15 protein-coding genes and 1 tRNA gene are annotated in these 13,846 nt (G+C 49.7%); 9 read left to right on the top strand and 7 right to left on the bottom strand.

Features of this window, described 5'->3' with window-relative positions:
* Positions 1–5 precede the first annotated feature (5 nt).
* The 3 genes from LLG46_02230 to LLG46_02220 form a co-directional block, all read right to left on the bottom strand.
* Positions 6–305: a hypothetical protein gene (locus tag LLG46_02230; GenBank protein ID MCE5322113.1), complete on the bottom strand. Its 300-nt coding sequence runs from the start codon at positions 303–305 to the stop codon at positions 6–8.
* Positions 306–560: 255 nt separating this feature from the next.
* Positions 561–716, bottom strand: a complete 156-nt coding sequence (locus tag LLG46_02225; GenBank protein ID MCE5322112.1) for a hypothetical protein — start codon at positions 714–716, stop codon at positions 561–563.
* A 125-nt stretch (positions 717–841) separates the two neighbouring features.
* Positions 842–1,048: a helix-turn-helix transcriptional regulator gene (locus tag LLG46_02220; protein MCE5322111.1), complete on the bottom strand. Its 207-nt coding sequence runs from the start codon at positions 1,046–1,048 to the stop codon at positions 842–844.
* 169 nt (positions 1,049–1,217) lie between these two features.
* Here LLG46_02220 and LLG46_02215 point away from each other — a divergent pair, with 169 nt between their 5' ends.
* The 7 genes from LLG46_02215 (at position 1,218) to LLG46_02185 (ending at position 6,415) form a co-directional block, all read left to right on the top strand.
* On the top strand, positions 1,218–1,640 hold the full coding sequence (locus tag LLG46_02215; protein ID MCE5322110.1) for a helix-turn-helix transcriptional regulator: 423 nt from the start codon (positions 1,218–1,220) through the stop codon (positions 1,638–1,640).
* On the top strand, positions 1,624–2,127 hold the full coding sequence (locus LLG46_02210) for an ImmA/IrrE family metallo-endopeptidase (GenBank protein ID MCE5322109.1): 504 nt from the start codon (positions 1,624–1,626) through the stop codon (positions 2,125–2,127). Before LLG46_02215 ends, LLG46_02210 begins: the two co-directional genes overlap by 17 nt.
* Before the next feature lie 59 nt (positions 2,128–2,186).
* Positions 2,187–2,570, top strand: a complete 384-nt coding sequence (locus tag LLG46_02205; protein ID MCE5322108.1) for a hypothetical protein — start codon at positions 2,187–2,189, stop codon at positions 2,568–2,570.
* 34 nt (positions 2,571–2,604) lie between these two features.
* The gene (locus LLG46_02200) at positions 2,605–3,264 is read left to right on the top strand and encodes an FxLYD domain-containing protein (GenBank protein MCE5322107.1); all 660 of its coding nucleotides are present in this window, start codon (positions 2,605–2,607) and stop codon (positions 3,262–3,264) included.
* A gap of 222 nt (positions 3,265–3,486) precedes the next feature.
* On the top strand, positions 3,487–4,020 hold the full coding sequence (locus LLG46_02195) for a DUF4429 domain-containing protein (protein ID MCE5322106.1): 534 nt from the start codon (positions 3,487–3,489) through the stop codon (positions 4,018–4,020).
* A gap of 19 nt (positions 4,021–4,039) precedes the next feature.
* Positions 4,040–4,726 (top strand): thermonuclease family protein, encoded by a 687-nt coding sequence (locus LLG46_02190; GenBank protein ID MCE5322105.1) that lies wholly within the window; start codon positions 4,040–4,042, stop codon positions 4,724–4,726.
* 3 nt (positions 4,727–4,729) lie between these two features.
* Positions 4,730–6,415 carry a recombinase family protein gene (locus LLG46_02185; GenBank protein MCE5322104.1) on the top strand — a complete coding sequence of 562 codons (1,686 nt, stop codon included), beginning with the start codon at positions 4,730–4,732 and terminating at the stop codon, positions 6,413–6,415.
* On the opposite strand, the gene LLG46_02180 is transcribed toward LLG46_02185, so the two are convergent.
* Positions 6,394–6,468 (bottom strand) — tRNA-Glu (locus LLG46_02180). The two genes, LLG46_02185 and LLG46_02180, sit on opposite strands and share 22 nt — an antisense overlap.
* A 93-nt stretch (positions 6,469–6,561) precedes the next feature.
* Positions 6,562–7,875 (bottom strand): glycine--tRNA ligase, encoded by a 1,314-nt coding sequence (locus LLG46_02175; GenBank protein ID MCE5322103.1) that lies wholly within the window; start codon positions 7,873–7,875, stop codon positions 6,562–6,564.
* 266 nt (positions 7,876–8,141) lie between these two features.
* Here LLG46_02175 and LLG46_02170 point away from each other — a divergent pair, with 266 nt between their 5' ends.
* Together LLG46_02170 and LLG46_02165 are read left to right on the top strand one after the other, a co-directional pair.
* Positions 8,142–12,563, top strand: coding sequence for an acyl-CoA dehydratase activase (locus LLG46_02170; protein MCE5322102.1), 4,422 nt, complete (start codon positions 8,142–8,144; stop codon positions 12,561–12,563).
* Positions 12,560–13,174: a hypothetical protein gene (locus tag LLG46_02165; GenBank protein MCE5322101.1), complete on the top strand. Its 615-nt coding sequence runs from the start codon at positions 12,560–12,562 to the stop codon at positions 13,172–13,174. The genes LLG46_02170 and LLG46_02165 overlap by 4 nt, the downstream gene beginning before the upstream one ends.
* Here LLG46_02165 and LLG46_02160 read toward each other — a convergent pair.
* The gene (locus LLG46_02160; protein MCE5322100.1) at positions 13,164–13,565 is read right to left on the bottom strand and encodes a PIN domain-containing protein; all 402 of its coding nucleotides are present in this window, start codon (positions 13,563–13,565) and stop codon (positions 13,164–13,166) included. The genes LLG46_02165 and LLG46_02160 overlap by 11 nt on opposite strands.
* Positions 13,562–13,801, bottom strand: coding sequence for a ribbon-helix-helix domain-containing protein (locus tag LLG46_02155; protein ID MCE5322099.1), 240 nt, complete (start codon positions 13,799–13,801; stop codon positions 13,562–13,564). Before LLG46_02155 ends, LLG46_02160 begins: the two co-directional genes overlap by 4 nt.
* Positions 13,802–13,846: the final 45 nt, after the last annotated feature.

Below are 13,846 nucleotides of genomic sequence, written 5' to 3'. Positions count from 1 at the left end.
GCCTATCATGCCACTCCCTCCAAAAGCGCCAGTTCCCGCTTCAGTTCCGCAATTCTCTGCTGCTTCGCCGCCTCTGCCGAGTCCAAATCTTCCCCAAGTGCCCTGCGGGCCTGTGCAAGCGCGAACGGCGTATCACGTACCGCTTCCACCAGAGCCGCAATCTCCGGGCAGATCGCACCTGCAAAGTCGATAGCCAGACCGGGAAACGTGCGCTCTACCTGGCGCGTCTTGCCTGTGATCGGGCTGGTAAATGTGACCGGCTTGGGTTCGACAAATTCAATTGTTAGGTCAAGCGGTTTGCGCATAATAAAATCTCAACTGTAAGCCCTTGTGCTATAATTCGCCTATGAGATATGTAACTTATCACTATGTCCATGGCGTCTGCCCCAAATGGGGAGTCGACGTTCATCTAGAAGCAAAATATCAAGTGCCAACGGCAGATGATGACTTTGGACCAGCAAAACTTCTTATTGTAAAATGTGTTGTTGACGATCCAATTTCCAAGCATTGGTGCTGCGGTGAAGACGATTGTGAATTCATACATAAAGCACCTAAGACTCTCAAATATCCTTATTGCTAGCATCCTGCTCACAAGCCTTGAACTCAAACTCGAAGTTCTCGATTTCTGCCAGCTTCTCCGAAAGCTTGTTGAGCATCTCGCGCGTTTCACTGACGAGTTTTTCAAGTTCATCCAGATTGGCAATTTTCATAATCATAAGTAACCTCTTCAAAACCCCGCATTTCTACCAGTAGAACTTTATGCCAAAATGTTATACAATTAGCCGTATATCGGATGCAGTTCAGGCTCGGAGGCCAAGTGCCGCCGGGCTTTTGTGCATCTTTAGGCGGCGCATACAGAGTGGCGATTATCAAATCGCTCAAACGCATCAATGACTAAAGACAGTTGTTTTTCAGTAAGTCCGGCATCGCCGTTTTCGATACTTGCCAATGTGGTAAGTGGTATGCCGGTAATCTTTGTCAGCCAAGCACGGGTTACATTGCGTCTTGCTCGTTCAGCTCGTAGATCGTTGCCTGTTTTGATCTGCATATCTTCACCTCTTGCGTGCTATACATAATGTATAGGATACAATATGAGTATACCATCGTTTAAGTGATTTGCAATGACAGAACAATAATATATTCATGAAATGAAGTACACATTTTGCGTTAGGCTTTTTTTGTGAAAGACACATAAAATGGTGATTTCGGATTGTATAATGCTTGAAGCAATGAGTAAACAAAATCCATTCCCTGCGGCGCTAAAAGCGCTAAGGGCAAAATACGGGTTGTCCCAGTTTCAGTTAGCTATTAAGCTAGGGAAAACACCGTCCAAAATTGCGCAATATGAAAGCGGCCAGCGCAATCCGACTCGCATCGGTATAGCTGAGATTGTTGAAGCTCTTAAAGCAACAAATACCGAACACAACGAATTGCTTATGGCGGCTGGTTTCATGCCAGAAAATTATGGACAGCTAAACGGCGCAGCAGAAGCAATGGAATTGCTAAAGGACCCTCTCTTCAAGGATGTAGTTATACGCATGCGCTCATCTCGTAATCCTGCTGCAATAAAGCGGATTCTCGAAACAGCAAAAGAAATACTTGAAGAGGAAGCAAAAGAAGAGAGTGAGCAATCCGATTGATTTGGCGCAAGAGTGGGCAGCTTCGGCTTGGAAGAGATTCGATTTCGAGCTGCCGGTTAACCTCAGCCTGATATGCAAATATCTAAAGATCAACTTCCGGCACAAAGTGATGGAAGACGCTGTCGGAGGATATCTGCTGAGGACGCCGAAAAGGCGGTATATAGTTATGAACAGCAATCACGAGCTTGCCAGGCAGCGATTCACCATTGCTCACGAGATAGCCGAGTTCCTGCTGGATCGCCGCCAAGAATATTCAGGCCGCCGCTATTCGATTGACGGCTCTCAAGAGCCGCGAGAGCGATTCTGCAACCGTTTTGCCGCTAATTTGCTAATGCCGGCAGCCGCAGTCCTAACACAAGCTCAAGAGCTTCATCACTCTACCAGGAACAACAAGACGAACGTATTAGCCTCAAGGTTTGGTGTAAGCGAACAAGCTATGCGATACAGGTTGAACGAATTGGCCTTACGCCAAAACCTAAAATATTAGCCACAACACATTACTGAGAACCCAGCAGTATCAGGTTCTTCTGGTCAAAAGGAGAACAAATGAGAGTTCCATGTATCACAGTGTTTTTGCTATTGCTGATATTGCCAGCAACAGGGTGCAGTAACTCCGATGCAAATGTAACAATAGAGCACAAGATGGCAGTTATTCAAGCTCAAGGCAGTGTATCCGACAATGATCCGCTTGTAAAACAGTTTGCTGACCACCTTGATAGCCTAGAGCGAAAGACTACACAAAGTCGAAAAAAAATCGCGGATATAACTGTTGTAGCTTGGCAGGACATCCACAAAAACACAAACATCGATGATAGTCTATTAGAAACGATCAATGCACTAGACAATTGTATTCCTGACAATTATTCTTGCAAACTTGATTTTGCCGAGGTTGCTGCAGTATATATGACAGCGCGAGAGAAAGGTAAATAATTCTGTTTAGCTATCTGGCCAGGAGGAGAGCCATATGAATGAATTCCAGGTCACATTTCTCGACAGACCCGAAGTTGGGAGGACCGTCAGGATAATCTATAATGGGCAAGTTGGACAGACTGCTCGAATCATATCGGTTCAACAACACCCCAGTCAACCAAATTACTTTAAAGTGGTAGCAGAGCAGAATGTCATCTGTATAGGGGTATTTAATCCATCTGCACAAACAACCGTGCCTGCGCAGACACAGGCAATGCAAGCTCCACCTCCGGTAATTATGCCAAAAACAGAGGCAGCAAAGAATAACTTCCCGAAATGGTTGAGTGTTCCAATCGGTTGCTTGGGGCTGTTTATTTTGCTTGGTATCATCGGTGCACTGGTGGGAGGCACACAAACTGGTTCATCTGACTCTACCCCCGCTACAGAAGACACGAGCCAAACCACTAAAGATTTGACGCTGCAAGATTGGTCGGTGGAAGGCCAAAGCATCAAAGGGGTGGTGAAAAACAATAGCAATAGGACATATTCATATGTCCAAATCGAATTCAATGTTTATGATAGTAGTAATGCTCAAATCGGATCAGCCATGGCCAATATAAACAATCTTGAACCGGGTGGCATATGGAAATTCGAGGCGGTTGCGCTTGAGGATAATGTTGCCTCAGCTAAATTTAAAGACCTTTCGGGTTGGTGAAAAATACGGAGGGTATTACTCGCAATGATTCTCAAAATACAAAATCAAATCAATGATAGATGCATATAATACGAGAACGGAGAGGCATATATGAGTTGGAAATGTCCTGCATGTGGTTACCCTAATCCCGATAATCTGAACAAATGCTTCAAGTGCTCAACACCCGTGTCGTCTGCTGGCTCCTATGGCCAAAGGGTGACCGCACCCACAGCAGCAACCACTGTGGCAACTAACCAGCAAGCAACGAGCCCGTTTGCCCAGTCTATAGAGCCAACAAAACAGATATCGTCGGATCAGTTTCCAAGATTTATCAAAGGTGTTAATGGTGAAATTGAATACGATCAGAACTCAATAACGATCAGCCGCAAGCGCTTCTTGGGCTTTTTGACTAACGGTCTCGATGGCAACAAGATCATCTATATCAACCAGTTGTCGGCTATCCAGTTCAGGAAACCAGGAACGCTGACAAACGGATATATTCAGTTTGTTTTTCAGGGTAGTCAAGAGAGCAAAGCGGGGATTTTGAATGCTACCCACGACGAAAATACTGTTATGTTTAGCCAGACGCAACTACCTGATTTCGAGGAACTGAGGGCGTTCGTAGATGGAAAGTTGAGGCAAAAATTTTCAAGCGATACAGCGCCCAGCAAGCCGAGTGAGGCAGACGAGTTGGTTAAATTCGCATCGCTCAGGGATCAGGGTATCATTACGGAAGCTGAGTTCCAAGCAAAGAAAAAGCAACTGCTCGGGCTGTGAAACCAGGATGAAAGCAAAAATGAGAATGAGGGTATTACTCGCCTGGTCTTGGATTATAATATGCCAATTCCTCTGCTGTTCTCCGGCCTTCAGCGCCCAGCGCCCCTACGCCGCCACGGTCCTGCGGGTCCTGGACGGCGATACGATAGAGGTGCAGCACGGCCAGGCGGTCGAGCATATCAGGCTTTTCGGTATAGACTGCCCGGAGAAGAACCAAGAGTTCGGTCCGGAGGCCACAAAGGCGACAACCGAACTGGCGGCAGGTAAAAGGGTCTCTATCGAGCCTGCCAGTCGGGATCGCGACAACCGGGTCGTGGCCGTCGTGATCCTGCCGGACAAGATCAACCTGAACCAGAAACTCGTGGCCATGGGTATGGCGTGGTGGTGGAAAGAATACGCGCCCAAGTCGACGCAACTTCCAAAGAATCAATCGGAAGCGAAAGCCGCAAAGCTCGGTCTGTGGGCGAAGACGGACCCGATCCCGCCGTGGGAGTTCAGAGCACAGCGCAGAGGCAAGGATATATCTGAAGAGCCTGCTGTGCAGCCGAAGAAGCAGGCTATTGTCGACCAGGTATACATAGCCGAGACCGGCAATTGTTACCATCGCCGGGACTGCCGGACGATTAAGAACTCGAAGGTCACGTTAATCAGCCGTGCTGAGGCGAAGAAGAAGGGATATAAGGCCTGTAAGGTGTGCAAGCCGTAACAGATGTCATTATACGATCTCCTCAATTCTCATAACAAAACCGACCAGGAGCCTCTCAAGCAGGAGCGTGCCCGCGCCTACGTGCGCGTCAGCCACGAGCGCTCCGCCGAAAAGAATATAAGCCCTGAGACTCAGCGCAAGCGGATCGAGGCTTACGCCCGCGAGCGCGGGTATGAGATCGTCCAGTGGTATGAGGACCTGGGCATTTCGGCATTCAAAGACGACGATCTGCGTGTCGGATGGAAGAGATTGCTCAGTGATTCCAAGGCAGACCCGAATACTAAAGTCGTGCTCGTATGGCGCTATGATCGGTTCAGTAGAGGAGACAATGCCCAGGTAATCCAGCGGGAACTCCTCCGCCACGGTGTCCGCATAGAGTCGGCAGAAGAAGGCTATTACGACCCCGACTCGGAGACCGGCGCCATTATGATGCCTCTCACCTGGTCGCTGAACCGCCTCTTCTCTATCAAGCTGAGAAACGTCGTCATTCCGAACATGAAGACCAATTTCGAGCAGCGCGATCCCGACACCGGATGGGCATATAAAAACGGCGGTTGGGCGCAGTGGGGATACAAAAAGCATCGTATCAAGGTCGGTCGGTCCGCCAAGTCCATGGATATCTACAAGGTCATTTGGGTGCTCGATGACACGGTAGTTGCAGGCAAGCCGGTATGGGAGTGGGCGAGGACTATGCTGCTGGATTGGCGACTCGGGCAGCATCTCGGATACGATACGATAGCCGCCAAGCTGACCAGCGCAGGCATTCCTACTCCGAGCAAGCGAGCTGCATGGAGTCATACAACCGTTCAGGGGCTTATTGGCGATTGGACGCGGCTGTATCAATATTCAGGCATCGCATTTTGGAATCGAGAAGATTGTACTGACCGCAATAATCGACAGCAAAGAGACCCGTCTGAATGGATTGTCGTGCCGGATGCTCACCCGGCCATTATCACGGAACAGGAGTGTGACGACATCAGAAAGATGGTAGAGCATATAGATCGGAAGCCCAAACCAGGGAGGAAAGGGGAGGAGTCACGTTTTGCGCTCTCAGGTGGCTTACTGAAATGTAAACACTGTGGTGCGAACTATGCAGGTATCAAGCGCAAATCAGGCGATTACTATGTTTGTGGCTCACACCTCTATCGCCGTGGCGCAGACTGCGGACCGTCTTGGAATATTCCCAGAGACACAATAGAGAACCTTGTGTTCAGTAAAATACTCGCCCGTATGCCGGACGATCCCAATAAACTGCAGCAGTGGGCAGATGAAATGAATCACCAAGTCGATGACTATTGGAGTGCTTTTACAGACACTTCTGCTGAAAGGAAGCGTGAAGCTAAACGTCTTGAGAAGCGGCTTTCCAATCTTCTTGATGTTGCCGGCAGTGTGCGGAGCAGTGATGAACTGAAGCAGCGCATAAACGATACATCTGCTGCTCTTGAGCGTTTACGGCTGGTGAATGATATTGAGAGACCTCCGAAGGTGGATATTGAAAAGCTCAGGCAATTTCGGGATGAGGTAGCTGAAGCTGCGACGTCGACCGATTTCTCTCAAAGAAGATCGATACTGAAAAGGCTTGTTGTGGAAATAAAAGCGGACCCGGAAACAAAAACGCTCGAAGGCAATCTCATTGACCCCCGAGCGCTCGCAAGTATACATATCGGTGGCGGTCCCAAGGGGAGTTGAACCCCTCTCCCGGCCTTGAAAGAGCCGTGTGCTAACCGATGCACCATGGGACCACACTTTATTATTATACCAAAACAAAGAGCGTTGATCAATGGCGGTCCAGCGGTTGCTATAGACAACTCTGCATGCGTCCTTATTCTAAATTTTTAGCAGTCTCCATCTTCGAGTTTATCTCTGAGATACTGCTTTACGCCCTCAATAGGCATCCTTATCTGCTCCATGGTATCGCGGTCGCGTATGGTGACCTGATTATCTTCTTCAACTGTCTGCACGTCCACCGTGATGCACCACAGGGTCCCAATCTCATCCTGACGCCTATATAGCCTGCCAATGGATGCTGTGTCATCATACATGGTCGGGAATGCTCGCTGCAGGTCGTGAGCGAGCTTCTTGGCAGTATCGACTATTTCAGGGCGATTTCGCAGCAAAGGCATAACAGCCGCCTTAACCGGAGCAAGGTCTTTGCTGAGCCTCAGAACCGTGCGCTTGTCTTTTTTGTCACCCTTTTCTATGATCTCGACATCATAGGCGTCGATCAGAAATGCAAGTGTGGCTCTGTCTGCACCAGCAGCAGGCTCGATTACGTATGGTGTAATGTGTTGTCCGCTTGGCTCGTCGAAATAAGTGAGGTCTTTGCCTGAACCTTCCGAGTGCTTGGTAAGATCATAGTTGGTGCGGTTGGCAATCCCCTCAAGCTCACCCCAGCCGAACGGGAACTTATATTCGATGTCGGTCGTGCCCTTGGAATAGAATGCAAGCTCAGCCGGATCATGCGCGCGCAGGCGGAGATTGTCCTCTTTCATGCCCAGTTTTTTGTACCAGTTCCACCGCTCTTTGACCCAATACTCAAACCATTCGTCGTCAGTGCCCGGTATGCAGAAAAACTCCATCTCCATTTGCTCGAACTCACGCGTGCGGAAGGTGAAGTTACCGGGAGTGATCTCGTTCCTGAAAGATTTGCCGACCTGGCCGATTCCGAACGGCAGCTTTTTGCGTGTCGCCTGCTGAACATTTGTGAAGTTGACGAATATTCCCTGGGCGGTCTCAGGCCGCATATAGACCACTGCGGCGTTGTCCTCTACCGGACCCATGAATGTTTTGAACATGCAGTTAAACTGCCGTGCCTGGGTGAGTTCACCACCGCACGCAGGACACTTGTCACCTTCAAGGTCATCGGCGCGATATCGCTGTTTACACTGTTTGCAGTCCACCAGCGGGTCTGTAAAATTCTGCACGTGGCCGGATGTTTCCCATACCTTCGGATGCATAAGAATTGCTGCGTCGAGCCCGACGATATCGTCACGTGTGGCGATCATATCGCGCCACCAGGCATCCTTAACATTGCGCTTTAATGCAACTCCAAGAGGACCATAGTCCCATGTGCTGCCGAGTCCGCCATATATCTCAGATGATTGAAAAATAAACCCGCGCGCCTTGCACAGGTTTACAATGGTCTCCATTTCTACGTTTGCCAATTTGCCGATCTCCCTACGTTTCTACTGACAATGTTATTCTAAAGGTTAGGACAATAATGGTCAAGCGTACGCTGCACCCGCAGCACTATTCCAAGCTGGAGGATGTATAAAATACACTTACGCTGAGCCCAGAGTCTTGACTGTAGCAAACAAGCGCAATATACTACACAGAGGCGTGTAAGTTGTGGGTAAACTCCAACCAAGCCTCTTCCGATCCCTCTGGCAGGGCGACTCTTAAGGAGGGCAATCCTATGGCAGCAAGAATAGGGTTCGATGTTGGCTCGGATACCGTAAAGACTGTCATCGTTCATGAAAACGGGTCGATCGAACCACAAGAAGTCAAACATATTCAAGGTCAGCCTCTTCGGCGAATAAAGGAAATCCTTGAGGGCATACGTTCGCAAGTAAATGGCGAGGCCCTATTGGCGGCGACAGGCAGTGGCGCCGGTATTCTCAAAGAGCTGATCGGCGCGGATGCAATACACGAGCCGAATGCGCTTGCCACAGCCGTGGACAGGCTATATCCCGAAGTACACACTATTGTGGAGATGGGACGAGAGTCTCAAAAATACCTGCTCTTTGAACGCGACGGCGTGAGCGGCAGGCTCTTGGTCGAAGACTCCAATCTGGGCAACAAATGCGCATCCGGCAGTGGATCATTCCTCGACCACATGGCAAAGCGGCTGAACTATTCATCTATCGAAGATTTTGCACAGGTAGCTCTCGAAACCGAAAGCCCAGCCTCACTTTCCGGGCGCTGTGCCGTTTTTACTGAGTCGGACATCACGCATCTATACCAGAAGGGCACACCACGCAATCGAATCGCAGCAGGAATCCATCAGGCCATAAGCCGTAACTACCGCTCGGCTATAGCGCGCGGCAAAGAGTTTCGCGATAAAGTCGCTTTTATCGGCGGAGTATCGGAAAACCCGGCTGTCGTAAAATATCTATCTGAAGAGCTAGGGTTGGGTTCAAGACTTTTTGTTCCCAAGTATAATCGAACCCTAGGGGCAATCGGCGCTGCACTGCGGGCCGAGGCTGTCGTCGACATCAAAACAGCCATTTCAAAACTTGAAGAACACCTCAAAAAGCCTCTCGAATACCCTGGCGCTGACCCGATCAGGCTTGAGAAATCCGAGATTCAGTGGCAGACGAACAAAGGCGATATCAGCTCCTCGACCACAGCCTTGAGTTCTCAGCTGCCACGGAATATCGAGCGTGCTGCTCTTGGAGTAGATATTGGGTCAGTGAGCACCAAGGCTGCAGTGGTCACAAAGATGGACGACAGGTTTTATGTCTTGGCGGCATATTACCGCCGCACAGACGGCGACCCACTGGCGGCTGTGCGCGATACACTTGCAAAGATCAATCAGCAACTTGAGGATGCAGGATTTGTAATCGGCAAAATGTCCGCGGCTACCACTGGCAGCGGACGATATCTTACAGGCGATTACATAGGAGCCGACCTTATTAAAAATGAGATCACGGCTCAAGCCTCAGGCGCGCTTGCATACGCCGAGGATGTCGATACAATTTTTGAGATCGGCGGTCAGGACAGCAAGTATATCCGGCTCGACGGCGACGTGATAATCGACTTTGAGATGAACAAGGCCTGTGCTGCAGGCACGGGCGCATTTCTTGAGAAGCAGGCTGCAAGGCTCGGTGTGCCGCTGGAAGATTTCGGTGACCTGGCGATAAAAAACACTCGTCCGCCGGACCTGGACTGGACATGCACAGTCTTTTCCGAGTCGGCCATGGTCTATTATCAGCAAAACAACGTTCCCGCAGCCGACTTGGCGGCCGGAATATGCCTTGCCAGCGTAAAGAACTACCTCAACAAGAACGTCGCCAGCCGCGATATCGGCGGCAAGATTGCATTCCAGGGCGCAGTTGCGTTCAACAAAGGGATGGTTGCGGCGTATGAGACTGCTCTGGGTCGAAAGATTGTGGTCCCCCCATATCCGCACATTACGGGTGCTGTGGGAGCCGCACGGCTTGCATATCTGGCGAACCCTGAGGTCAGCACTTTCAGAGGCTTCGACAAGATTGCCGAGACAGAGTATGAGATCACATCATTTGAGTGCAAATCGTGCGCCAACAGGTGCGATGTCAATACTTTTAAGATAAAGGACGGACCAAAATATTTCTATAACGACCGCTGCGAGAAATACAGCGCAGTGCAGAAGAAGAACCTGGGCGAACACCTGCCGGATCTGTTTGCTGAACGCGAAAAGATGATGTTTGAGATTGGAAACAGCATCGGCTCGGCAGGAGCCTCGCCCTCCCATTCCCAATCTTCAATACCCGACACCCAACATCCTGCACCTGACACCCGACACCCGGCACCCAACACCCGGCAACTAAGGGTGGGCGTTCCGCGCGGGCTGATGTTCAGCGAACTCTTTCCGCTCTACAATGCTTTTTTGAGCGAACTGGGCTTTGAGGTAGTCGTCTCGGATCAGACCAATAAACGAATAGTGGAGATGGGCTTGGACGTCGCCATAGGTGAGCCATGCTTCCCGTTCAAAGTTGCACATGGGCATTACGTCGACCTGATCGAAAAGAATGTGGATGTCATCTTTGCTCCCCGGGTCATCTCCACCGAGCAGCCTAACCCGCATATGCGGCAGGCACAGACCTGCCCATATCTGCAGGCTGCGCCGGATGTCATCTCATCCTGCGTGGGTTTAACTGAGCATGGCATCAAACATATGTCACCGGTGCTTCACTTCAAGCGCGGCCGCAAGCATCTGGAAAAGACTTTTGTGCAGGCTGGCAAAGAGCTTGGTAAGAGCGCAGGTGAGTCCAGGGCGGCGCTGGAAATCGGTCTGAAGGCCCTCAGTAAGTTTAGAAGATGGCAGGAAAAACGCGGAGCCGAAGTGCTGGCAAGCCTGCCTCAAAACCAAATGGCCTTTATTGTGGTCGGGCGGCCATATACACTGTGGGACCCTGTTGTCAATATGGATATCGGCAAGAAAATACAAGACCTGGGAATCCTCGCGATCCCGCAGGACTTTTTGCCGTTGGAGGCTGCCGATATATCAGACCATTGGCCCAACGCGTATTCTCGACAGATACAGAAGAAGTTGATGGCTGCCCGGCTGATTCGGGAAGATCCCCGCCTGAAAGCAGTCGTACTGACATATTTTGCCTGCGGACCCGACTCTTTCGGCAACCCCTTCTTCAAGGATGAAATAGGTGAGCCATGCTATATGATGCAGATAGATGAGCATACAGCCGACGCAGGTGTTATCACACGAATCGAGGCATTCGCAGATACGGCTGGTAAAAGTGCGGCTAAAGGCACGGACGATATCCGCAGCGATGATGCTCCAATCACAAGGCTCAAAGGCCGCAGGCTGTGGATTCCATATGCCAACGAATCGGCGCGTATTCTTGCAGCAGGACTACGTGCGTATGGGATAGATTCTGAAGCTCTGCCCCGGTCACCAGACGCAGGACTCAACTTGGGTCGCAAAGCGATCAGCGAAGATGTATGCCTGCCCGCGCTGATGACCACTGAAGATATGCTCTATAGAATACAGCAGCCGGACTTCGACCCGGAGAAGGAAGCATTCTTCCAGGGAAACTCTGAGGGACCATGCCGATTCGGAATGTACAGCATGCTCCAGAGGCGTATTCTCGACAAGATGGGCTGCGAGAACGTAGACATAGTGACCCTCGGCTCCAAAAGTGAGCATGGTGGATTGGGATTGATGTTCGCGCTGGTCGTATGGGATGCAATTATATGTCACGACCTGCTCTTTAAGATGATGCAGCGGACTCGTCCTTATGAGGTCAACAAGGGTGATAGCGAAGTCATGTTCGAGAGATATCTGCAGAAGGTGATTTCGCTCATTCCGGCTCATAAAGAGAAAGTGGAGCGTGCAAAGATCAGGACGCTCACAAGCACCAAGCATTTGGACGAGTTCGAGGAGCTGCTGCGGCGCGCACAGGATGATTTCTCCCGCATTCCGATGCGCCGGGAGGATAGACCCCTGGTCGGTGTCGTTGGTGAGTTCTTTGTGCGGCTGCACGACGGCGCAAACCAGGATATACTTAAGAAGCTGGAAGCCGAGGGCGCCGAAACATGGCTTGCTCCGATGACCGAGTTCTTCAGTTATTCCAACTTCATAGCCAGAATCCTATCGGGTGAGCGCCTTAAAGAGTGTGGGTTCACAATGGACGAACTCAAGACGTTTACCGCTCACTGGGCAAATTCAAAACTGGCTCACAAGGATGAACATGCTCTCTCTCATGCGACACTGCCCTTCCTCGACGGCTATGACGATATTACCTCGCCCGAAGTTATCGCACTTGGCTCGAAGTATGTGGATCACAACTTCGGTGGAGAGGCAATCTGCTCAATGGGTAAGAGCGAGGACTTCGCTCGCCGCGGTCTGGCCGGAATCGTGAGCGTAATCCCATTCAACTGCATGCCCGGAAATACAGTGACCGCTTTGAGCCAGTCTCTCAGGCGGCATCACAACAACATACCGTTTTTGAACCTGGACTACGATGGGTTTGTGGACTCATCTCGCGATGCAAAAATAGTCAGTTTTATGTGGCAGGTGAAGGAGCGCTATCAGGGTCAGCAGCAGGCTTGCCGAGAGGCCGAAGAGACTCTTGAGCTTTCGAGTGTTGAAGGTAGAAAAGGCGGGAGTGTGGAGTGATCACACATCATTATTCTAAAAAAGATAAAATCAAGAACGAACATTTTCAGCGGCTTAGAGAAGTAATCAAGCTGGCAAAACGCACGAGTGATCTTGCGAAAAGTGCGATGAACTGTGAAGAGCATCATGATGAATCGCACATGGTTAATGAAAATACATTGATCAGAGTATACGACGATTTAGACTTCATACTCAGTAGTCTTAAACTCAAAGAACGCAAACAATTGGAAAACGCCTGCCCTGACTATTTTGGTGCGTACGTCACTTTGTATGCCTGCCGCACATCAATTGTTCATAATAGAGGTCTTCTACAAGAAAAATACAGGTGGGATGAAGATAACAAAGACTACTGCAACAAGCGATACAAATGTTTCTGTATCTCGCTGGGTATGGAACCTGTTGAGGTTGGCGAAAAACTGAAACTGCCCGTCAGAGAACCTGATTTTCTAATCAATCTCTTTGAGCAGGTTGAAGCATTTGCCGAAGCTGTTCTTGTTGGCAAGAATAATGGAAATCATAGTTCTCTCCTACCAAGTCAAAACCGTTGCGACTTTGATTCTCGAATGGGAACTGGCGTTTATGAGTCAATGAAATGCTCGGTTATCCGATAACCTCATACACCCGCTCCTCAAAATGCCTGTCATAAGCAAATACTCGATCAACCTTATGTTGCCTGATGACCTCGAAGCTCACACAGTCTACCAGGCTGGGAGATCTATTGGATGATGCGGCATTGAGAACTGAGACTGCAGTATTATGAAGTTGCTCATCTACCCACTCAATAGAAAATACAGGAACCATGTTATCAGCAAATTGGCGTGCAATTGCGATGCCAAACCGACTGTGCAAGAGCGCGGTGGTTTCTACGATGACATAGTTTGATGTAATCACTTCATCATCTGAGTTCATCAACTCGGTCCAAGTGGCTGACGCAGATTTGTTTCGAGGGTCAACGCTGTCGAATATGGCAAGAATGGCGGAGGTATCTATGAATACACTCACTCTGAGTATGCCTCCTCCAAATAACGGTCATGGTTTACCGACAGATCGCCCGTATCTGACTTAACGCACCCAATTACGTTCAATGCGCGCTGCCTTGCTTCTAATGCCAATTGCTGCTTCAGTGATGTATCCAGGGCATGACGAATATACTCAGCCATAGATATTCCCATCTGAGCAGCAGCCCGTTTAGCCTGTTCCGCCTGATTTTCAGTTAGCTGAATCTGAGTTCTAACCATGGTGCACCTCCGATTACAGTATACCACATTTGTGATTACATGATA

The organism is bacterium (genome assembly GCA_021371935.1).
In the GTDB taxonomy this organism is placed as follows: domain Bacteria; phylum Armatimonadota; class UBA5829; order UBA5829; family UBA5829; genus UBA5829.
This window is presented reverse-complemented; position numbering and strand designations above follow the sequence as displayed.

What these genes read in the sequence shown, in the direction of transcription:
- LLG46_02190 (MCE5322105.1), top strand. Translation starts at nt 4,040, where the DNA reads ATGAGAATGAGGGTATTACTCGCCTGGTCTTGGATTATAATATGCCAA.
- LLG46_02200 (MCE5322107.1), top strand. Translation starts at nt 2,605, where the DNA reads ATGAATGAATTCCAGGTCACATTTCTCGACAGACCCGAAGTTGGGAGG.
- LLG46_02155 (MCE5322099.1), bottom strand. Translation starts at nt 13,801, where the DNA reads ATGGTTAGAACTCAGATTCAGCTAACTGAAAATCAGGCGGAACAGGCT.
- LLG46_02215 (MCE5322110.1), top strand. Translation starts at nt 1,218, where the DNA reads ATGCTTGAAGCAATGAGTAAACAAAATCCATTCCCTGCGGCGCTAAAA.
- LLG46_02220 (MCE5322111.1), bottom strand. Translation starts at nt 1,048, where the DNA reads ATGCAGATCAAAACAGGCAACGATCTACGAGCTGAACGAGCAAGACGC.
- LLG46_02230 (MCE5322113.1), bottom strand. Translation starts at nt 305, where the DNA reads ATGCGCAAACCGCTTGACCTAACAATTGAATTTGTCGAACCCAAGCCG.
- LLG46_02185 (MCE5322104.1), top strand. Translation starts at nt 4,730, where the DNA reads ATGTCATTATACGATCTCCTCAATTCTCATAACAAAACCGACCAGGAG.
- LLG46_02175 (MCE5322103.1), bottom strand. Translation starts at nt 7,875, where the DNA reads ATGGAGACCATTGTAAACCTGTGCAAGGCGCGCGGGTTTATTTTTCAA.
- LLG46_02225 (MCE5322112.1), bottom strand. Translation starts at nt 716, where the DNA reads ATGATTATGAAAATTGCCAATCTGGATGAACTTGAAAAACTCGTCAGT.
- LLG46_02205 (MCE5322108.1), top strand. Translation starts at nt 2,187, where the DNA reads ATGAGAGTTCCATGTATCACAGTGTTTTTGCTATTGCTGATATTGCCA.
- LLG46_02170 (MCE5322102.1), top strand. Translation starts at nt 8,142, where the DNA reads ATGGCAGCAAGAATAGGGTTCGATGTTGGCTCGGATACCGTAAAGACT.